This window comes from Rufibacter soli (assembly GCF_054781795.1).
Genome location: NZ_BAAGTS010000005.1, coordinates 846355 through 867437, shown reverse-complemented (window position 1 = coordinate 867437; position 21083 = coordinate 846355). Strand labels below are relative to the sequence as shown.

Genomic DNA, 21083 nt, shown 5'->3' with positions numbered 1-21083 from the left:
ATTCTAATTTTAAGACTACCTAAAAAGTTACATTAAGCCCCAGCGTGTACACGGCCATGATAGGGTAGAAATCAGCGTTGCCTATCAACTCAGGATCCCATCCTTTGCGGTAATTGCTGAAGGTGTGCATGTTCTCTCCGCTTAGATAAAAACGGGCATTGGCAATCTTCACTTTCTCCGTTAACAGGGTGGGCAGCTTGTAGCCTAGCTGCACATTTTTGATGCGCAGGTAAGAGCCGTCCAGGGTCCAGAAGGAAGACAGGATGGTATTGTTGGTACCTGCGTCAGGCACATTCTCCAATCTGGGGTAGATAGCATTTCTGTTGGGGTTCTGGTCCGTCCAGCGGCCTTCATATTGCCACCGTTGTATGTTACCGGTGGTATTGAAGAGCGCCCAACCGGCATAATCCTGAAGGCGGCCGGTCACCTCTGAAATTCCCTGCAGCAAGACACTCAGGTCAAACCCGCCATAGCTGGCCCCCAGATTAGCGCCAAAGGTATATTTGGGAATCTGGCTGCCTAACACTTTTCTATCATAAGTAGCATCTACTATCCCGTCTGGCACCCCTTCCGGACCACTGATATCTTTGTACCGAATGTCGCCGGGTTTGGCAGATGGATTAACGGCTTTCATATTGGCCCAACTGTCAATATCTGCCTGGTCTACAAACAATCCGTCTGCTACGTACCCGTAATAAATATCCATAGGGTGCCCAATGAACAGGCTGCTGCCATTTCCTACCAATCCATTTGGTTGCACAATATTCCCTACCCCTAAATCAAGCACCTTATTGTTGATAATACTGAAGTTACCCTTTAGGGAATAGGAGAACTTGCCTACTGTGTTTTGGTGGCCTAAGGTGAACTCCCAACCCGTGTTTTCCAGACTGCCGGTGTTGCGCTGTGACAGTCCAAACCCTAACACCCCAGAGACACTAGCCGATGGGCTGTATAAGATATCATAGGTATATCTGTCAAAATAAGTAGCTGAGAAATTCAACTTGTTCTTAAGGATAGCTACCTCTAAGCCAATATCCTTGGTTCTGGTGGACTCCCATCTGAGTGTGGTATCAACTAAGGTGGTTCTGGCCACCCCCTGCACTATCTGGCCCCCAAAGGAATAGTTGGTTCCACTAGCGTTGGCATTTGATTGGCTGAGCGTGTTCTGGTACTGGTAGTTGCCAATGTTTTGGTTACCCAGCACTCCATAAGAAGCCTTCAGTTTAAGTTCGCTTATCCAAGGTGCCAATTTCTGCACAAACTGCTCCTGCCCAATGCGCCAGCCGGCCGCCACAGAAGGGAAAACGGCGTATTTATTACCAGTAGGGAAACGAGAGGAGCCATCTCTTCTCACAACGCCTTCCAGCAGGTATTTATTAGCATAGCTGTAGGTGGCCCGGGCAAATTGGGACTCAAGGGCATTTTCTGAACCTGTTCCATTTGCCTGCTGATTGAGCGGTGACCCTACGTTTAAGACCGTAAGGTCATTGCCCGGAAAATTGTCTCTGAAGGCATTGAAGTTTTCCCGCTTGAAGTCTTCAAACGAATAGCCTGCCAACACTCCCACCTGGTGGTTCCCAATTTGTTTGGTGTACTCGGCCAGCCCCTGGAGGGTGTAATAATAGTTGGCGCTGTTGTATTCCCTTAAAAAATTAGGCCCAATAGTGAGGGAACTTAGTTTCTGGTTGGAGCGGAATTCAGTTTCCCGTTCGTTGCCTTGCACATAAGAAGTAATAAAGGATAATTTAAGGTCATTGATAAGCTGGTAGTCTAGTCTCAGGTTTCCGTTCAGGTTAAGCTCCTTCTGCTTGTTAAAAGAATTGGTAGCCAGGTAAGACACCGGAGTTCCCCTACCCGCCCCAATGGCATATTCTCCATTTTTGTCAATGGCTACAAAGCTTCCGTTGGTTCTGGCCGCCTGCCCAATAATACCTAGCATGGAGCCGCTAAACCCAGTTACCCCAGATGGGGCCATGGGTTCATTTACAATAGAAGATATTGCTGCTAGGCGGGTGGTTAAGGTAAACTTATCACTTAAGGAGGTAGTCATGTTCAACCGCACGTTAAACCGGTTATAATCATTTCTTACCACCAACCCGTCCTGGTACAGATAGCCTAGAGAGAGGTTAAACTTATTGGTATTAGAACCACCGCTTACAGTCAGGTTATGTCCCGTCTGCAGCGCTTTTTCTGACAGAACATGCTTTAAGAATTTATTATTGGGGAAGTCAGGATCATTTTGGGCCCGGTATTTCTCCACTATGGCCAATTGCTCGGGAGTTAAGGTGCTGGAACCATTCTGGGCTTCAAAATAGGCCTGCTGATAATCCCATGAATCTACAAAATCTGGATAGGCGGTGGGGCGCTGGGTACCCACATACGCGTTATAGGAAACCTTAAGCTTGCCTGCGGCGCCAGATTTGGTGGTAATCAGGATAACCCCATTGGCGGCCCTAGATCCGTAGATGGCTGCCGAAGAAGCATCTTTCAGGACAGAAATAGTCTCCACATCATTGGGGTCTACATCATTGTAATTATCAACGGGTATGCCGTCTACCAGTATTAAGGCAGAGGGCGTAGCGCCGAAGGAACCCACCCCCCGTATGCTGATAGAGCCATTGGGCACTCCTGGCCTGCCGGTGCGTTGTGTTACGGTAACACCCGGCATTTGTCCGGTCAGGGCTTCGCGCAATTGGGTGACGGGGCGGTTGGCAATTTGCTCTGCTGAAATCTGCGAGATAGAGCCTACTACATTTTCCCGCTTCTGCGTTCCGTACCCAACCACTACTACCTCACCAAGCGTCTTGGTATCACTTTTAAGGACAACGTCTATTACGGAGGCACTCCCTACGGCCACCTCCTGGGCGATAAACCCTACATAAGAGAAGACAAGAATGCCCCCGGTATCTGGAACTTCTAAGGTGAATTTACCGGAAATATCAGTACTGGTGCCTACCGTGGTGCCCTTCAGGGCCACAGTTACCCCTATTAAAGGCTCTCCGGTCTCTGATACCACTTTCCCTGTGATGGTTTTGGCCAAGGCTGCTGGGCGTGCTCCCAGATTGAAACCTACCGAAGAAGTCAGGCGGGTAAGTGGAACCAGACTTTCACCCGCCAGCATTGGTGGGTAAGAGCGGGTAGCGGCCTCTGCCTGGCCCAGGGTGGCCGCTTGGCCTACCAGCGCCACGATCAACACAAGTCCACAATCAAGAATACTCCGTTTTCTTTTTTTCATGTATTTAGCAGATTATGTATCAGTTTACTTGTATTGTCTGAGTCTTTTTGGTGGAAGAACCCGGAAAAAATTAGCAATGAAATACCAGGCCATGAAAAAATCATAGCTGTCACGCAGATCGGAAATTGATGCAAGGATTTTTATCAGATCACCCGCAGGTATCTAATCTAACCTATTGGAGCAAGGCACCTTCCAGCTTATACTGGGCCCCACTTTTATTTAGTTACTAGCAAAGGCCCATAAAGTGGGCCCGCCTTATTTTATGATAGCTCACGCTCCTGACAGGAGATGCCGCCTTAACGCCTTTCAAAAAGAAAGTATATCAGTACTAATTCGTCCATGTTAGACAGGACAGGACTAACCCCTATATTTTACTGGCCTTAGGGTAGGTAACTACCACAGCTTCTGTCCTTTTAAAGAACCAAGCAGCCAAGACTAGACCACACCTTGAACTATTGGTTTTTGATTTAAACAAATCTAGAACAATAAAAAATAGCAAAAATTTAAAAACCAACCCATTTTGTATACTTTTTTAACATTATTTCAATAAATTAGACTTTCATTTCATTTTCTCCATGAAAGCCCAATTCCATAAGCTGCCTCTTGTCACAGACACTTCCTTTCTTTTTCAGGAATGGAACTGCTCTTACTTTGACAAGCCCTGGCACTTTCACAGAGAATATGAATTGGTTTTAATAGAGGAAAGCCGGGGCACTAAATTTATTGGGGACAATGTAAGCAGATTTGAAGAGGGTGATTTATTTCTGCTGGGCTCCAACCTCCCCCATCTGTTTAGAAATGACAAAGAATATTATGAGGGTGACGCGGCCTTAGTGGCAAAGTCTACGTTTCTGCACTTCTCAGAAGACTTTCTAGGAGCCAATTTCTTCCAGGTGCCGGAGATGCTACCGGTCAAGGATTTGCTGGACCACTCCGCCCTTGGGTTGGAGATATTCGGCCAGACCAAAAAACAGGTCATCACCCAGCTGCAACACATGAAAAAGGGAAACTCCTCCCAGAGGCTATTGGGTCTCCTGAACATCCTTTTTCTACTGGCTGAATCCAATGAGATTGCACCGCTCCTGACCACCCGGTTTGCCCCTTTGGCCCATACTAATTCAAAGGATACCAACAGGATTGACAAGATCCTGGAGTTTATTATGCAGAACTATACCCAGGAAATCTATGTCTCTGAAATTGCCGCCAGGCTTAACATGAGCGACGCCTCCTTCTCCAGGTATTTCAAGCACCACACCCATAAATCCTTTTCCAGCTACGTAACGGAGATCAGAATAAGCCATGCGTGCCGTTTGCTGATGCAGGGCGAGGAAAGTATTGCCCAGATAGGGTTTTTGAGTGGCTTTGAGAACCTCTCTAACTTCTACAGGCACTTTAGAAAGATTACGGGCCTGGTTCCCAAGGAATACAGAAGCAGGTTTATGAAAACCCGGGAAGCCTTACCTCTGGTTGTAGCTCTGTAACCTTAGAAAATTTTGGGTATTAAGACCTCAGCCTTTGAAAGCAGGCGTAGGGAGCCCGGAAAAGCCGCAGTTCTTTACCACAAATAAAGACCCCGCCAAGGGCTGCTCCTTAGTCTGCTGGGCAGAAAGGCCAATGCTGGCACTGGTAATATAAAGGTCAGAAAGGGCGGGCCCACCAAAGGTACAAGATGTGACCCGGGCTACAGGCAATTTCAAATGGTCCAGCAACTGACCGGTCTTGGGATCGAAACGCCCCACGCCCCACCCTTCCCATAAAGCCACCCAGAGCATACCCTCTGCATCAATGGTCATGCCATCAGGCTTGCCTAATGCATCCGGAATGGCCACTACTGGTCTTTTGTTAAATAAGAATCCTTTCGACGGTTCATAGTCATAGGCCACCACCTGCCGGGTGGGCGTATCAATGAAATAAAATGTACTTTGGTCTGGGCTCCAGGCCAAGCCGTTGGAGACCGACACCCCCGGAAGCTTAAGCGAGACAGTGCCATCTGGGGCCAGCATGTACAAATTACCCATTCCTTGTTTGTTGACAAGGCTCATGGTCCCAGCCCAGAAGCGGCCGGCTGGGTCACATTTACCGTCGTTCATCCGGTTTTCAGGCAATTCAGTTTCCACTTGCGCCACCCACTGCAGGGTCTTGTTCTCTAAATCCAGAAAGGCAAAACCGTTTTGCAGTGCCGCCACCACCCCTCCGTTTTCCCGCACCGCTATTGCCCCCACCTTCTGGCCAATCTCAAATACCTTATGTTCCTGGGTGGCTGGGTAAAAATAATGCAGGATACCAGGTTGGATGTCCACCCAAAGAATCCGGTGCCGGGCCGCATCCCAAACAGGCCCTTCGCCCAGCAGGCACTCATGGTTTCCTACTACTTCCCATTTATTGCTTTCCATAGAATGGCGTTTAATCCTGTGTCTGTTTTAGGCCTGTTTTTAGAAAAACAGGCCTAAAACAGACACAGCAAAATAGACAAACTTCTACCGCATTTCCGTTTTAAGCCTGTTTTTAAGAAAACAGGCTTAAAACGGAAATGCGGTAACCTCCCAGGTTCCCTTATTTGGCCAACGCCTGATACAAAATCTCGGCGGGGTGCAGGGCTTTCTTGGCGGTACCGTCCTTGATCTGGTGGCGGCAGCTGGTGCCGGCGGCGGCAATCAAGACTTCAGGGGCAGCCTGCCGCACCGCGGGGAACAAGACCAGCTCCCCTATCTGCATGGACACATCATAGTGCTCTTTCTCATAGCCAAAAGAACCGGCCATGCCACAGCACCCTGATGGGATCATCTCCACCTCATAGTTCTGGGGCAGGGACAGGATTTTCTGCGTGGGCGTGAGCGCCTGCAGGGCCTTTTGGTAGCAGTGCCCATGCAGCTTGATTTGCTTTTTTTCCTGCGTGAACGCTGCGGGGGAAATGTTGCCGGCCTCGGCTTCGCGCAGCAGGAACTCCTCTAACAGGAACGAGTTAGCGGCTACTTTTTTGGCGAGCGGCAGCAACTCCATTGGCACCAGGTCCAGGTACTCATCGCGGAGCGTGAGCAGCGCCGAGGGCTCTATCCCTACCAGCGGAATGCCGCTTTCCATGGCCTTGCCCAGCAACTGCACGTTCTTGATGGCGATCTTTTTAGCGTCGCGCACCAGCCCCTTGGAGAGATAGGTGCGGCCGCTTTCCCCGTGCTCCGGCAGTTGCACATCATAGCCCAGCGCCGACAGCAATTTGACGGTGGTCTGGCCTATCTCAACATCATTGTAGTTGGTGAATTCATCGCAGAACAGGTACACCGTTTTACCGGTGCCCGGCACGCGCTTCTGCTCTTTCTTCCAGTTAGAAAACCAGCTTTTGAGGGTGGTGGCGCCTACGGTGGGCAGGGAACGGTTAACGGCAAAACCTACCGTCTTCTTAATCAATTTACCCATCACCGGGTTGCTGACCATGAAATTATAGACACCCGGCACCAGCGAGGCCAGCTGCTGCATTTTGGTGAAGTTCCCAATCATGCGGGTGCGCAGGGGCACGCCGTTGGCATCATGGTAATGCTGCAGGAACTCGGCCTTCATCTTGGCCACGTCCACGCTTGAGGGGCACTCGGACTTGCAGGCCTTGCAGCTCAGGCATAGGTCCATGACCTCCTTGATTTCCTTATGGTCAAACTTGTTGAGTTTCTCTGAGTTGGTAAGGAACTGGCGCAGGATGTTGGCACGGGCGCGGGTGGTGTCTTTCTCCTGCCGGGTGGCCATGTAGCTGGGGCACATGGTGCCGCCGCTCACGTGGGTCTTGCGGCAGTCACCGGAGCCGGAGCATTTCTCGGCCATGCGCAGAATGCCTTCCTGCGCCGAGAAATCAAACAGCGTCTCCACAGGGATGACCGCCTGGGCGATCTTCTCCTCGTAGCGCAGAAATTCGTTCATGGGCGGGGTGTCCACAATCTTGCCCGCGTTGAATACGCCTTTGGGGTCAAAGGCGTGCTTTACCTCCTTCAGCAGCGCGTACACCTCAGGGCCCAGGGCGGCGGGAATAAACTCGCCGCGCAGGCGACCGTCGCCGTGCTCGCCGCTCAGGGAGCCGTTATATTTTTTCACCAGCTCGGTGGTTTCCGCGAGCACCGTCCGGAAAAGCTGTTTCCCTTCCTCAGTTTTGAGGTTAATCATGGGTTCCACGTGCAGCTCCCCGGCGCCGGCGTGGGCGTAGTAAGAGGCCTGCAGGTTGTGTTTATCCAATATTCCCTGGAGGTCGGTGATATAGGCGGGAAGGTCCTCGGGGGAGACGGCACAGTCTTCAATCAGGTTCACGGGTTGCAGATCACCGGGCAGGTTCCGGATCAGGCCCAGGCCGGCCTTGCGCACCTCCCACACGGGTTTAGTGAGCGCGCCCCGCACCAGCGGGTAGGCGTAACCCAGCCCAGCGGCTTTCAGATCGGCTACCAGCGCCTCTGCCTTTTGGGTGATGGTGTCCTGGCTGTCAGCCATGAACTCCACCATGAGCAGCGCGGCCGGGTCTCCTTCAATAAAGAAGCGGTTCTGCTCGTAGGTTTTATGGCCCTTAGTGAAGTCCATGATATATTTATCCACCAACTCAGAGGCCATGGGCTGGTGCTTGAGGATGATGATGTTGGCTTCCAGGGCCTCTAGCAGGGAATTGAAATGCACGCACACCAAGCCTTCCTCTTTGGGCGGCAAGGGCAGCAGGTTCAGTTTGGCCTCCAGGATAAAGGCCAGAGTGCCTTCTGAGCCGGCCAGCAGCTTGCAAAGGTTCAGCGTGGTCTGCCTTTGGGCATCGGCGCCCTGGTCTACCAGAAAGTCTAGGGCGTAGCCGGTGTTGCGGCGGGTAAGTGTTTTCTTAGGGTAGTTCTGCTCAATGACAGCGCGGTTGGTTTCGTCTGAGATCAGGCCGTACACCTTGCGGTAGATATCGCCCTCCAGGTTCTGGAGCGTGAGTTTCTGCTGGAGCTCCTGGTGCGTGAGGGGCTTGAACTCGGCCTCTGAGCCATCACAGAGCAGGACCTTGGCAGATAGTAGGTGTGTGCGGGTGTCGCCCCAGACAATAGAGTGCAGGCCGCAGGAGTTGTTGCCTATCATGCCGCCCACCATGGCGCGGCTGGCAGTGGAGGTCTCGGGGCCGAACAGCAGGCCGTGCGGCCGCAGGGTGGCGTTGAGGTCGTCTCTGATCACGCCCGGCTGCACCCGTACCCACTGCTCTTTTTGGTTTACCTCCAGTACCTGGGTAAAGTGTTTGGAGATGTCCACCACCAGGCCATGGCCCACCACCTGGCCTGCCAGAGAGGTACCCGCCGCCCGGGGAATGAGGGTGAGGCGGTGGGTGTTGGCGAATAAAATAAGCTTTTTAAGGTCCTCCTTGGTTTGGGGAATGGCTACGGCCGTAGGCTTCTCCTGGTACACCGAGGCATCTGTGGAGTAAACCATTTTCTGAGCCAGGTGCAGAGAAGATGCATCATCAAAATACAGCTCACCGGTTAAGGAAGCCTGTAATTCTGAAAAATCGGATGTGGATGGGGAACTATGCATACAAAACAAAGTAGGGCCATGGCCTGGCCGAGAACCAGTTGGCTGCTGATGGAATTACAAACTTCCCTAAAAAAGCTTACAAGTCCATTTAAAATAACGCTTTTCCTGCCCTTCTCTTATACCCGTTTCTTTTTATCTCCTTATTTTTTTATCTCCTTATTTATAAAATAGCCACTTCTCTTTTACTACTCCAAACCTCTTAAAGCGTTTTAGGCCTGTTTTTGGAAAAACAGGCCTAAAACGCTTCAATAGATTAATTGACCAGAACTTAAAGTCTGGCACCAGGCAACCGCCTTATTTCTGGGTAGAGAACTTATAAACGCTGCTGGTTTTATACGTTTCCCCGGGCTTTAACACCGTAGATGGGAAAGAAGGCTGATTGGGAGAATCTGGGAAATGTTGGGTCTCCAGGCAGAAGGCGTTTCTGAACGTGTCTTTGGCTCCACCTTTAAAGGTGTTTTTGCCCGACATGAAGTTGCCGCTGTAGAACTGGATACCCGGCTCTTGAGTGAATACTTCCATCACAATACCGCTTTTGTCTCCTACTACCTCAGCCGCCTTGCTCATGGCTCCTGCTTCAGGCTTGTTCAGCACATAATTATGGTCATAGCCCTTTCCTTTCAGCAACTGATCTTGTTGAGCATTAATTCTGGCGCCGATGGCCGTAGGCTTGGTGAAGTCAAAGGGAGTACCAGCTACCAGCTCCAGTTTACCAGTTGGGATAAGCGTGGCATCAACGGGTGTGAATTTATCGGCGTTGATCTGGAGCACATGGCCCAGAATGTTGCCGCTACCCTCCCCATTAAGGTTGAAATAGGCATGGTTGGTCAGGTTTACAACGGTGGGTTTATCCGTGGTAGCCTCATAGTCCATCTTCAGTTCATTGTCATCGGTGAGGGTATAGGTCACCTTGGCTTTCAGGTTGCCGGGGTAGCCTTCCTCCATGTCTTTGGAGGTATAGGTTAGGACCACCGTATGGGCATCTGGTTGCTGGGCTTCCCAGAATGCATAATGAAACCCATTCTTGCCGCCGTGCAGGCTGTTAGCACCATCATTGGCCGGCAGGCTGTATTTCTGGCCATCTAAGGTGAAAGTTGATTTGCCAATACGGTTTCCGTATCGTCCAATAATAGCCCCGTAATACCCATCTGTGGAGGTTTCATATTCGCCCACATTTTTCAGGCCTACCACCACATCTGTTAGCTTGCCGTTTTTGTCTGGCACTTGCAACTCCACCACACGCCCGCCATAATTGGTGATGGTAGCTTTCACGTTGTTTTTATTGGTGAGCGTGTAGAGCTGCGCCTCTTGCCCATCTTTGGTTTTGCCAAAGGAAACTCCTTGTACCGGAGTCTGCTCTGCGGCTGAAGTGGAGGTAGTAGTTTCATTGGTGCTGGCAGTTTTGGTGTCACAGCTGGTCAGGTTACCCGCCAGCCCTACTCCCAGGCACGACATAAACAGCAGGGATTGCGCTTTTGATCTCTTTTTCATAGTAGACTTTAATGGAAGTTATTTGTTAGAAGGTTTAGGGCTCCAAATGGTTCGCTTGAATACTTGTCAATTAAACATTTTAAAATGACTTTTCCAGCATTCTGCTCTTGGATTTACTTTTTCCTTCGGCGCTACTTCATGTTTGTTATGGTTCCTTTTGGCACATCCAACCCATTGAGTTAGCCTCATCAGAAAAGAGGTGCGCCCACGGGAGACTATTTCCCGTAGGCGCACCTCTTTATTCTGCTCTTCTATTTAATTTATAGAAGATGGAGTACTTGAGATATTCCCAAACTTATCCCTGACGCATCACCCCAATTTTCTGGCCGTTCCAATCTGGGAACAGGACACTATCTTTTTGGATATTCAGGTGCCGGCCGGCTACTTCACTGAACACGCTCCTGAAATCTGTAGTGACGGGTAAATCACGACCGTCTTCCAGGTTTTCTATTGCCAGGGCTGGCACTTTACCGTGTACCAAGCCACCATTTACGTTATTGCCCAAAATAAACATGCAGGAGCCGCGGCCGTGGTCGGTGCCATTGCTCCCATTCTGGTGCACGGTCCGTCCAAACTCAGTCATGGTCATCACGTCCACGTCATCCTGGTAGGCTTCCAGATCGGTCCAGAAGGCCGTGATGCTTTGGCTCAGGTCATTTACGTTGCGGGCGAAAGTGCCCTGGGCGGTGCCTTGGTTAAAGTGGGTGTCCCAGCCCCCGGTCTCGGTGAAGGCCACTTCTAGACCCACATCCATCTTGATGAGTTGCGCTATCTGTTTAAGCGAGTTGCCCAGCGGGCTGTTAGGGTAAACGGCGTTGTTAGCGGGTATGTAATTTTTGACATCAGACTTCTGCAGCATTTTAAGCGCCTCAAAGCTCTCCTTGCCTGTCTTGTTCAGCAGCGTAGAAGAGGTTTGGTCATAGAGGTCTTCAAAACTGTGCGAAGCGATATTAGTGGCCCGCGGATTTCCGCGCATCTGGATGGCAAAATCCTGCAGATTGCTAATGGCCACCGCCGCATGATCCCCATAAAAAGATTTAGGCAAAGACGAGGTAAGGCTTACCGCCTGGAATGGCGTGGCAGCCTCATGGCCCAAAAGCCCCACAGCCCGATTAAGCCAGCCGCTGGGAGTGCCCTTGTGGAACGGAGTACCGGCCTCCATGTAGTCCTGGGCGTCAAAATGGGATCGGGTGGGGTTTGGTGACCCAACACCGTGCACAATGGCCAGACGTTTTTCCTGGAACAGCGGCGCGAAGGCCTGCATAGACGGGTGCAAGCCAAAACGGCCGTCCAAGTCTATTAGGGGATTAGCCGCTGACCGTGCCGCCGACATAAATAAACTGGGCCGGGCTTTCTTGAGGTGTTCATCTGTGAACGGGCTCACCGCCATCAGGCCATCCATGGCCCCCCGCTGGAAAATAGTGACCAAGATCTTATTTTTCTTGTACGGCGCCAGAATCTTGTGGCTGCTGGCCGCCTGGGCCAGAAAGTTAGGTACCCCGCCAAGACCAGCGGCAAACAGGGCCAGTGCCCCAGATTTCAGAAAACCCCTTCTTGATGTCATTGCTTCGTTCTTTTCTTATTAATAAACGGCTTACCGGCGCTGGAATTCAGGTGACCCAATAATGATGCCCACTACCTGGGCCAACATCATGTTCTGGGCTTTACCTCCCTGGGCTTCTTTGGCATATTGTCCTTTGCGACGCTGGTTTTCCTTATTTGGGTTTTGCTTTTGCCCTTTGCCTTTCACATTCATGCGCATGGTCTCTTCCTGCATCATTTCTTCTTCCTGCGCAGGCACGGCTTTGTTGGCCGCCGCATCTACCTTCTGGCTAAATTCAGGGTCAGTTAAAGTAGGAGTAAGCCGTTTAATGGTCTCTTGCAAGTCGCGTTCTGGCATGAGGTAGTTGCTATACACTTTCAGGGCCTCTTGGGCGCTTTCGGGCTCCCGGTTTTGGTGCAAGGCCGGCAAATTGATTTTCACGCCCTGTATGCGCTGTGCCGCCAACGCCAGCCCGAAGTTCATGCGGGTAAGCAGCGAGCCCGTGTTGATCCAGTACTGCCCCTTGTCAGGAAAACCGGTGGGTGCCTGGTAAGAGTACATCTTCTCTCCCATGCGGTTGATCCAGTTGTAGAGTTGGGTAGGGTCTGTGACCTCAGCGTTTAGGCTGCGCACTGAACTGATGGCCAGTTCAAAGGGGGACTTGGTTTTCTCCCGCAACGCCTCCTTGTCCCAGAACTCCCTGGAGGCTACCATGGTCAAAAGCACCTGCTTAATATCCCCATTGGTTTTGGTGAAGGTCTTAGCCATCTGGTCAATCAGGTCTTTGGAGGGGTTATCGTTCACAAAGCGAGTGGCTATTTTGGTAGAGATAAAGCGGGCGGTAGATGAATGCTGCGCCAGCATATGGATCAGTTTCTGTCCCTCTTCATAGCCACCGTTGGCTGGGAATTTAGTACCCAACACAACTTTCTCGCCTTTGTCATGCCTGTTGCTGGCAAACACGAAATCCCCTTCCCTTATAAATCCATTTTGGTTGAGGTTGGTCTGTTTCAGGTACCTGGCTGCCGGCGCGTTCTTCTGGCCAGCTCCGTAGGCATTCAACCCTGGAAAAATGGTCCAACCGGTAAAGATGCGGGCCGCTTGCGTGACATCACTTTGCGTATAGCCTCCGTCTACCCCTAGGGTATGAAGCTCCATAATTTCACGGGCGTAGTTCTCATTTAGACCCTGGGCTTTTCTGGCTTGTTGCAATTTTTCTGCCACCTGCCGTTTCTGCATAGTGGTATCAGAAGCTTGCCTACGCTTCAAGCCCTTTATTCTGCGCTGGCCTTTCCGTTGGTCTTCAGCAGACATTGCTTGCATTGGGGCGGTACTTCTAAAGTTGTCCAGATACGTGAGCATGGCCGGTGATTTGGCAGTGGCCAGCAGCAGGGTCTCAAACTGGCCCAGGGCATTGGGTCTTATGGCATCTCGCTCGTAAGCAGTAATAAAATGCGAACAGTCGTTGTCTGTGAGGGAAACGTTGAAATGGTTAAACCAGAAACTGGTCATTACCTCCTGCAGTTGGTTTTGGGAGTAGGCAGCCCTCAGTATCTTCTGCCCGATAAGCTCTTTGTAGAGTTCGCGCTGGGGTTGCAGGTTGTTCTTGCGCATGTAGGCGGTAAGGGTTCTGCGGTACTCTTCTTTATCACCTTTTTTTACTTCGTTTTTATCTACTGCCCCGTCTTTGATGGCCATGCGCAATACCTGCCCCCCCTTAGGGAAAGCCTGCACTAACTGGGCATTGCTCATTTGAAGGGTTTTGTACCCAGCCAGCCTCTGGTTTAGCTGATCATTGGTAAGATTGGCGTTCAGTTGTTGGTCCAACCAATTTTCCAGGCCCATCTTTACCACCTCTTCTACCTGCCCAGGGGTAGCCCCATAAGTGAACCGACCCAATAAATGCGCCGCCGCCTGCCGCTCGCTAAGCCCGGCCTTTTTATACGGGAAAGCCTTTTTCACATACCGGGTACCGGATGTGAAAGAGAAGAATATAACCCCACTCAGGATTACTGCCAGCAAGGTATAGAGGTACTTGGCTTTGTGTTGCATAAGATGAAGGTTGGGATTCAAAAATCCTTTAGCAAGCTACTATACCCGATTAGACAGGCAATACCTGGTAAGGTTAAATCTTAGGTTAAAATAAATTAAGGTTCGGCTCGTGCGCTTTGCTTTCTAAAGCGGTTACTTGTGCCATTATTCTCCTGAAAGGGCACTTTTTCCTTCTAATGCTTTTACCCCTAATGATAACTTGGGCATTATTATAGTTTTAAAAAGAGGATAAGTGGATGGTAGTTAGCCCCACAAGGGGACCGGTGAACCAGGAAGGTTTAGATAGAAAGGAAAAGCCCAATAGCAAAGGAATAGCACCCTCATTCACTTTTGAGGCTATATAAGGGAGTTTATTTCCAACTGTCTATGATTCCTGAAGTCTCTGGTTGAAGACAGCCCTGGGAATGGCATTTACTTGGTTTTACACGAGGCCTATAGCGCTAAGCAGCCACTGGAACAGAGAAAGTGAAGGTGCTACCGGCCCCCGTTTCACTTGTAATTACCAGCGTACCGCCGTGCCGCTCCACAAACTCTTTGGAAAGGTTTAATCCAATGCCAGACCCTTTTTCGCCTTTCGTGCCAAAGGTGGTGACGTGCTCCAGGTTGCCCTGCTGCAGTTCTTTCAATTGGTCTGGCTTGATTCCCACGCCTTGGTCGGCGATAGAAATATAGACCCTACCCTCCTCTTCCCTGGCGGTAATAGAAATAGTATCTCCTTCATTGGAGTATTTTATGGCATTAGAAACTAGGTTCCTAAAAATAGTCTGCAACATGTTAGGGTCAGCGCTAATCTGGAGCCAACCAGGCACCAGGCATTCCAGTTTCATGGTTTTAGAATCTAAATAAGGCTGCAAAATAGATTGCAGCTTCTCTAACTCTTCCAGCAGATTTAAGGTGACCGGTTCATAGGTGACTGCCTCAAACTGGGCCTTGGACCATTCCAGCAAGTTGACGAGCAGCTGCAGGGTTTTACCAGAATTGTTTTTCACCTTCTCTACTTCTTCCTTGAATTTTTCCCACGGCAGGTTTTCAGCGTTTTTCAACAGTAGGGTTAAGGTAGAGTTAGTGATAAAAACCGAATTAATTAGGTCATGGGCAATCAGAGACAAAAGCTTGTCTTTGAACTGCCCGTGCTTGAGGAGTTGCTCATTCAGGTGATTGATTTCTTCCTGCCTTTTTTTCTCTTCGGTTATGTCTATTACCACCTCCAGCACGGCAGGGAGTTGCGAGTCTGAGAAAGGGAAGGGAATCTTGTTGGTCAGAAAATATTTCTTGGTCCCATCCGGCAGAAGCAAATGTTCTTCACAGGTTAGCATCCGGCTGGGGAAGTCCTCATTGGGGCATTGGGCGTTGGTAACCACCTCATAAACCCAACCTTTGGGAAGAGGCGGCTCCTTTTTACCCAACAAGTCGTCTACTTTAAGAGAGTAAAAATCAGCGGCTGCTACGTTGGCCAGAATAATGGAGTGCTCACTGTCTTTTGCAAAAATACGGTGCGGAACCAGGTCAATGGCTTGGCGCAACCTTCTCTTTGATAGGTTTAGACTGATCTGGGTCTTTACCCGCACCAGCAACTCCATGCCTTTAAAGGGCTTGTTGATATAATCTGCGGCACCTGCCTGAAAAGCTTTGTCAATTGCTTCCTCATCAGTTTTATCTGTCAGAAAAATGATGGGCACAGTCTTGGTGCGGGGGGCTTCCCTTAATTGCCGGGCCAGATCATACGCGGAGAGCCCTTGGGTAGGAATCTCCATAAGGATCACGTCTGGGAGCCGCTCTTTGCAGTGTTCCAGCACTTGCTCGGCCTTTTCCATAACCAGTAGCCGATAATAAGGACTCAGGATGGACGTAATAAATTGAAGGCTCTGGGGGTCATTCTCAACTACCAAAACAGTATAAATGGTCGTTCCCTGTTTTGTTTGATCATCACTTTCCATAACAAAAGTGTTTATCTGGTAATAAGGAACTCTGAAGTGGGCTTCTTCCTCCTTAACCGGTCATTTTTTACTCTGGTAACAGTGAAGGCCCTTGGTCACTGCGTTTCATTTTCTCTTTTTTGATTAGTTCCTGCTTAGGTTGGCCAGCACCTCTGGATAGCGTTGGAGCTTTTGTGCTTTGCCAAAAATAATCCAGGGAGCCAGGTTTCTGGGGATGGGAATCTAACAGGCTGACTCTTTGCCAAATAATAGATTCGGCCTGTAGACGTGTGGGACCTTTACGGGCACCATCTTTTTATAAACAGCTAGTTAAACCAATAACTGATTTCAAAGCATTTGCCCCGAACTATAAATTCCACCCGTTTACCAACTGCTTTCATGATTTAGAACTCTTCCTTCTAATAAACTATCAATTTATAATTGATATAATACTATAACACCTTATGTGGAAGAAGGTTTACTTTCACCGACCAGTTATATGTTAATTTTTCCTGATGGAATTATGAAGGAAGGTTTTAATCCCAGCAAAACACTAAAATTGGAGGCAAGACTGCCTTCTGAATGAAGGCAGTGTAAACTTAGCATACCCTAATTTTTGGCAGAAGAGGTTACTTGGAGTGGATCGAAGGATATGAAGGAAAAGGAAGGCTGGATTTGAAAAGCTGAGTTAACAAGGATTACCTGGAGGGAAAATATATTAACTGATTTTTGGCCAAGCTACTACACCTTATCATGATGTGGGTGGAGAATGTTCTCTACCACCTTCAGGAGGTCCTGTTCAGAAAATGGCTTGGTAAGGTAATCTGTTGCGCCCAATTCCAGTCCATAACTTCTATCCATTTTGGTAGACTTGGCAGAAAGGAAGACCACAGGTATCTCAGAGGTGTCGGGGTGTTTTTTCAAAGTTTCCAGCACACAGAATCCGTCAGACTCAGGCATCATGATGTCACAGATAATGAGGTCTGGGAGATTTTTAATGGCAGAGGCTATTCCTTGCTTGCCGTCTTCGGCCAGCAATACGTCATAATGCGCGAAAGTAAGTATTTGGGCAGCATTCTCCCTTATGAACTGGTTGTCTTCTATTAGAAGGATCTTTTCCATAAGTAAAGTAAATACCGCTTTCCATCATCTGTTTCTTGAACCAAAAACTAAAAAGAAGGATTTCCCATGAGGGAATGAACATCCTAATCTGCACGCGCCACCTACCTCTTTTTACTAATCCAGGCCTATAAGGTTATTAAAATAAGCTAATGCAATACGTTAATATTTACTCTTTCAGATGGTTAAAAGGGATTCTTGGCGTATTGAATTGCGAGTCCAGCAATCGGTTCATAGGCATTTATCCTAGCACCCAAGTCGTGCAAATTGGAAACAGATTGTTTGGAAGACAAGTGCTGAAGGATTGCATAGCAACAACTTGCCAAGCAGGCAAGATTACTCCTAGCCTACGCAGTTTTGGAAAGGGAAAGAAGCACAAAAAAGCCCCAAATCGCTTTATCAGCAATTTGGGGCTTTTATCAAGCAGAGAGAGAGGGATTCGAACCCCCGGACCCGCAAAGGTCAACGGTTTTCAAGACCGCCGCAATCGACCACTCTGCCATCTCTCTAAATGTGACACAAAAGTAATGCATGCAGGTGAACCAGTCAAGAGGTACCCCACGCTTTTTTCTCAATTCCCTTCATTTTTTTGCCCCTCCAAGCACTTTCTTCCTGATACTCATGGCGCTACCCCTTTTGTCAGAAAAGAAAATAATTCTTCTTTTGTGATTATCCCGCCCCTTCCTCCTAGTCCTGAGAAAGGAAGATTGGCGTTTTGAGGGTGTTTTTGGAAAAACAGGCTTGAAACGCCAATCTTTAGGAGCGGTCCTTCTCCAGGCGTTTGGTGAGCGCATCTACGCTGATATTGATCTCAAAGCCTAGAATCAGGATCATGCATACAAAGTCCAGCCAAACCATTAAACCTATGAGTGCGCCAATAGACCCATAGAACTTGTTGTAGGAGTCAAACTTGCCAATGTAGAGCGAGAACAGCCAGGACACCAAAAAGATCAGAAACGTAGCCACCACTGAGCCCGCCGAGACGAATGGCCATTTGTCATGGACCGCCGGCACATAGTAGTAAATCATAGATGTGGCCAGGAAGAAAAGCAGGGCTACGGCAACGTACTTCACAGATACAATCAACCCATAGGTAAACGCTTCCGTCACAATCTCATAAAACACCAGCGCATCCAGAATGTAGGTCCCGAAGAAAATGGCGCCAATGGCCAGAAACAAAATGAGCGCCAAGGCCACGGTGAGCGCAGTGGCAATGAGCCGTTTCCGTAGATAGGTGCGCCGCCTGAAGGTTTTATACTTCTTGTCAAAGGCATCCATGAGGCTCATAATGCCATTGGTAGACAAGACCAGCGCAAACAGAAAACCGAAGGAAAGCAACCCGCCCCGAGGCTTGTTCACAATGTCTTCAATGGTCTCAGCACCGGCGTTGTAAATCTCCGGGGGCATTACGTCTTCCAGCAAGGTAAGAATGTCACGGTCCAGGTGCCCCACCGGTATGTAGGGAATGAGCGTGAACAGGAAGATAATGGTAGGGAAAATGGCCAGCGTGAAGTTGAAGGCCATGTAAGAGGCCCGCTTGGTGAGCGAGTCATGGTGCAGCTCATCAATCACTACCTTGAGCACATGGTACACAGACACCTTTCCCTCCACAAAACGCACGCGCTTGAGAAAGACAATAAACTTACGGTACTGTCTGGACTGGGTGACGTGCTCCGTTAGGGTCATACGGTAAAGTAAGGGTCTAACTTGGCATGAATTTCGGCGGGCACCGCTGTAGGCCTGCCGCTTTTCATGTCTACAAACACCATCATGGTCTCGCCTATGGTCAAAAGCTCCTGCGCCTCATTGTACACCTCGTACTCAAACTTTATACGGGCCCCGCGGGGTTTTTCGCGTACAAACAGCTTTACTTTGAGTAGGTCATCATACCGGGCGGGCTTTATGTACTTGCATTTGAGCTCCAACACGGGCATCATCACGCCTTCGGCCTCCATCTCTTTGTAATGGATGTCCAGCTGCCGGAACGTCTCAGTACGGGCTACCTCAAAGTAAGCCGCGTAGTTGCCGTAATAGACGTAGCCCATCTGGTCGGTCTCGGCGTAGCGTACGCGTATCTGCACTTCAGATTCAAACACTGCTCTTTCTTTAAAGACTGAAATAAGGCCGTTTTTAGAAAAACGGCCCCAAAACGCGTTGCTTAGCGCATAATCTTGCGCTGGTTCATGGCTGCATGGAAACGGGCGGCGTTGCGCCGGTGCTCAGCTTCGGTCACCGCAAAAGCGTGGTACCCCGAGAAGTCTTCCTTGGCGCAGAAATAAAGGTACTCGTTTTCCTCAGGGTTCAGCACTGCGTTCAAAGAAGTGATGGAAGGCAGGTTGATAGGCCCCGGCGGCAGCCCTTTGTATTTATAAGTATTGTAAGGCGAGTCAGTTTTCAGGTGCTCGTTCAAAACCCGTCTAATGCCAAAGTCGCCGGTGGCGAACACCACCGTGGGGTCTGCCTGTAGCAGCATGCCTTTCCTCAGGCGATTCAGGTACACCCCGGCAATACGAGGGCGCTCATCGGCGTGCACGCTCTGCTCAGCCTGCACAATAGAGGCCAGAATAGACACTTGCGTAGGCGTTAGGTTATGGGCCTTGGCTTTGGCCTTGCGCTCAGCGGTCCAGAAGGTGTCATACTCCTTTTTCATGCGCTCCATCATCTCCGGGGCCGGCGTGGTCCAGTAGATCTCGTAGGTGTTCGGGATGAACATGGTCAGGATGGTGGTGGTGTCAAAGCCCAGCTTTTTGGTGAACGACGGGCTGTTGAGCAACGAGTCAATCTCCTGCGGCGAGGAGTTAATGAACGTGCTCAGCTTATGGGCCAGGTCTTTTTTAAGGCGCACGTTGGTGTAGGTGAGCTTGACCGGGTCCTGGTCGCCGGAGCGGAGTTTGGCAATCAATTGGTAGTTGGTCATGCCGTCTTTCAATTCATACCGGCCGGGCTTCACCAGCTTTGGGTAGTCCATGAGCTTGGCCATAAACCTGAGACTCAGGCGGTCAATCACCACGTTTTTGGCGTCAATAGAATCCATGGCCTGCTCATAGGTAGCCCCTTTGGGGATAAGCACATATACCGGCTCGCCTTTGTTCTCTACATTGGCAGTGTATACAATCTGGTAGGCGTAGTAAGAAAAACACACAAACAGGAACATCAGCAACACCAGCGCATACGTCCATTTTGAGGTTTTCTGCTCCTTTCTTGGCTTTCTTGGCCTTGGAGACGAAGGAATATTTTGTTCTGACATAGGGGACAAAGATACGAATTTAGTAAATGAGTGAGAGCGGGGTTTGATTGAATGATTGAGAGAAGGTGGAAATCCGTTTTGAGGCTGTTTTTTGAAAAACAGGTCTAAAACGCAAAATCATAATTGGGCGTATGTCATGGAAGTTTCCGCTAATTTAAAATTGACCAAGTAAACTCAATAGCTTTGCAGGCAGGCAATAGGTTCACTATCTCCCTATTCTCTCCTTCATTCAATCATTCAATCTCTCAATAAATATGTCCCAGGCAACCTTTTTACGCATACACCCAGACAACCCGCAACCTAAAGCCATACAGCAGGCGGTGGAGATCATAAAGAAAGGCGGTCTGGTCATTTACCCCACAGACACTATTTATGGTCTGGGCTGTGACCTGATGAACGGAAGGGCGGTGGAACGGCTTTGCCAGCTGCGGGGCCTCAAACCAGATAAGGCGCAGCTCTCCTTTATCTGCCATGATCTGACCCACATCTCAGACTACGCCAAGATTTCTAACCAAACCTACAAAGTCATGAAGAAGGCCCTGCCCGGCCCGTTCACCTTTGTACTGGAGGCCAGCAGCAACGTGCCCAAGATTGGCGGGGCCCGCCGGAAAACGGTAGGGATCAGAATTCCGGACAACAACATTTGCCTTTCCATGGTGCGGGAGTTAGGCACGCCCATTGTGTCCACCTCCATCCGTGACGAAGACGAAGTCATTGAATACACCACCGACCCAGAACTGATCTATGAGAAGTACCGCAACCTGGTAGACCTGGTCATTGACGGCGGCTACGGCAACAACATCGCCTCTACGGTCATTAACTGCGAGCATGATGAATTTGACATCCTGCGCCAAGGGGCTGGCGAAATTGAGGAATATCTTTAAAAGAGTCTTGAGTTCTGAGTCTAGAGTCCTGAGTCAGGCATATGAATAGAAAACGGAAGAGTCCGAAGTCATGACT

At 49.6% G+C, this 21083-nt stretch carries 13 protein-coding genes and 1 tRNA gene; 2 read left to right on the top strand and 12 right to left on the bottom strand.

Going from position 1 to position 21083, the window contains the following annotated elements; all coding sequences use genetic code 11:
* Positions 1–19: 19 nt before the first annotated feature.
* Entirely contained in the window at positions 20–3235 is a 3216-nt protein-coding gene (locus ACYVJQ_RS17960; RefSeq protein ID WP_460894494.1) for a SusC/RagA family TonB-linked outer membrane protein, read from the bottom strand.
* Between the two features lie 575 nt (positions 3236–3810).
* On the opposite strand from ACYVJQ_RS17960, the gene ACYVJQ_RS17955 reads away from it, so the two are divergent.
* Positions 3811–4716, top strand: coding sequence for a helix-turn-helix domain-containing protein (locus ACYVJQ_RS17955; RefSeq protein ID WP_460894493.1), 906 nt, complete (start codon positions 3811–3813; stop codon positions 4714–4716).
* Positions 4717–4743: 27 nt separating this feature from the next.
* Here the strand turns inward: ACYVJQ_RS17955 and ACYVJQ_RS17950 are convergent, their stop codons facing one another.
* The 11 genes from ACYVJQ_RS17950 to mltG form a co-directional block, all read right to left on the bottom strand.
* Entirely contained in the window at positions 4744–5628 is an 885-nt protein-coding gene (locus tag ACYVJQ_RS17950) for an SMP-30/gluconolactonase/LRE family protein (RefSeq protein ID WP_460894492.1), read from the bottom strand.
* Between the two features lie 160 nt (positions 5629–5788).
* Positions 5789–8755, bottom strand: a complete 2967-nt coding sequence (locus ACYVJQ_RS17945; RefSeq protein ID WP_460894491.1) for an FAD-binding and (Fe-S)-binding domain-containing protein — start codon at positions 8753–8755, stop codon at positions 5789–5791.
* Between the two features lie 294 nt (positions 8756–9049).
* Positions 9050–10246, bottom strand: a complete 1197-nt coding sequence (locus tag ACYVJQ_RS17940) for an aldose epimerase family protein (protein WP_460894490.1) — start codon at positions 10244–10246, stop codon at positions 9050–9052.
* A 295-nt stretch (positions 10247–10541) separates the two neighbouring features.
* The gene (locus ACYVJQ_RS17935; protein WP_460894489.1) at positions 10542–11810 is read right to left on the bottom strand and encodes a DUF1501 domain-containing protein; all 1269 of its coding nucleotides are present in this window, start codon (positions 11808–11810) and stop codon (positions 10542–10544) included.
* Between the two features lie 30 nt (positions 11811–11840).
* On the bottom strand, positions 11841–13841 hold the full coding sequence (locus ACYVJQ_RS17930; RefSeq protein ID WP_460894488.1) for a DUF1800 domain-containing protein: 2001 nt from the start codon (positions 13839–13841) through the stop codon (positions 11841–11843).
* A 440-nt stretch (positions 13842–14281) separates the two neighbouring features.
* Entirely contained in the window at positions 14282–15778 is a 1497-nt protein-coding gene (locus tag ACYVJQ_RS17925) for a hybrid sensor histidine kinase/response regulator (RefSeq protein WP_460894487.1), read from the bottom strand.
* 720 nt (positions 15779–16498) lie between these two features.
* Entirely contained in the window at positions 16499–16879 is a 381-nt protein-coding gene (locus ACYVJQ_RS17920; protein WP_460894486.1) for a response regulator transcription factor, read from the bottom strand.
* 421 nt (positions 16880–17300) lie between these two features.
* Positions 17301–17385 (bottom strand) — tRNA-Ser (locus ACYVJQ_RS17915).
* 247 nt (positions 17386–17632) lie between these two features.
* Positions 17633–18562: a YihY/virulence factor BrkB family protein gene (locus ACYVJQ_RS17910; protein ID WP_460894485.1), complete on the bottom strand. Its 930-nt coding sequence runs from the start codon at positions 18560–18562 to the stop codon at positions 17633–17635.
* Entirely contained in the window at positions 18559–18972 is a 414-nt protein-coding gene (locus ACYVJQ_RS17905) for an acyl-CoA thioesterase (RefSeq protein WP_460894484.1), read from the bottom strand. Before ACYVJQ_RS17905 ends, ACYVJQ_RS17910 begins: the two co-directional genes overlap by 4 nt.
* A gap of 62 nt (positions 18973–19034) precedes the next feature.
* The gene (gene mltG, locus ACYVJQ_RS17900) at positions 19035–20123 is read right to left on the bottom strand and encodes an endolytic transglycosylase MltG (RefSeq protein ID WP_460894483.1); all 1089 of its coding nucleotides are present in this window, start codon (positions 20121–20123) and stop codon (positions 19035–19037) included.
* 254 nt (positions 20124–20377) lie between these two features.
* Here mltG and ACYVJQ_RS17895 point away from each other — a divergent pair, with 254 nt between their 5' ends.
* The gene (locus ACYVJQ_RS17895) at positions 20378–21007 is read left to right on the top strand and encodes an L-threonylcarbamoyladenylate synthase (RefSeq protein WP_460894482.1); all 630 of its coding nucleotides are present in this window, start codon (positions 20378–20380) and stop codon (positions 21005–21007) included.
* The last annotated feature ends 76 nt before the right edge of the window (positions 21008–21083 follow it).

What these genes read in the sequence shown, in the direction of transcription:
- ACYVJQ_RS17895 (WP_460894482.1), top strand. Translation starts at nt 20,378, where the DNA reads ATGTCCCAGGCAACCTTTTTACGCATACACCCAGACAACCCGCAACCT.
- ACYVJQ_RS17930 (WP_460894488.1), bottom strand. Translation starts at nt 13,841, where the DNA reads ATGCAACACAAAGCCAAGTACCTCTATACCTTGCTGGCAGTAATCCTG.
- ACYVJQ_RS17920 (WP_460894486.1), bottom strand. Translation starts at nt 16,879, where the DNA reads ATGGAAAAGATCCTTCTAATAGAAGACAACCAGTTCATAAGGGAGAAT.
- ACYVJQ_RS17945 (WP_460894491.1), bottom strand. Translation starts at nt 8,755, where the DNA reads ATGCATAGTTCCCCATCCACATCCGATTTTTCAGAATTACAGGCTTCC.
- ACYVJQ_RS17910 (WP_460894485.1), bottom strand. Translation starts at nt 18,562, where the DNA reads ATGACCCTAACGGAGCACGTCACCCAGTCCAGACAGTACCGTAAGTTT.
- ACYVJQ_RS17955 (WP_460894493.1), top strand. Translation starts at nt 3,811, where the DNA reads ATGAAAGCCCAATTCCATAAGCTGCCTCTTGTCACAGACACTTCCTTT.
- ACYVJQ_RS17935 (WP_460894489.1), bottom strand. Translation starts at nt 11,810, where the DNA reads ATGACATCAAGAAGGGGTTTTCTGAAATCTGGGGCACTGGCCCTGTTT.
- ACYVJQ_RS17960 (WP_460894494.1), bottom strand. Translation starts at nt 3,235, where the DNA reads ATGAAAAAAAGAAAACGGAGTATTCTTGATTGTGGACTTGTGTTGATC.
- ACYVJQ_RS17950 (WP_460894492.1), bottom strand. Translation starts at nt 5,628, where the DNA reads ATGGAAAGCAATAAATGGGAAGTAGTAGGAAACCATGAGTGCCTGCTG.
- ACYVJQ_RS17925 (WP_460894487.1), bottom strand. Translation starts at nt 15,778, where the DNA reads ATGGAAAGTGATGATCAAACAAAACAGGGAACGACCATTTATACTGTT.
- mltG (WP_460894483.1), bottom strand. Translation starts at nt 20,123, where the DNA reads ATGTCAGAACAAAATATTCCTTCGTCTCCAAGGCCAAGAAAGCCAAGA.
- ACYVJQ_RS17940 (WP_460894490.1), bottom strand. Translation starts at nt 10,246, where the DNA reads ATGAAAAAGAGATCAAAAGCGCAATCCCTGCTGTTTATGTCGTGCCTG.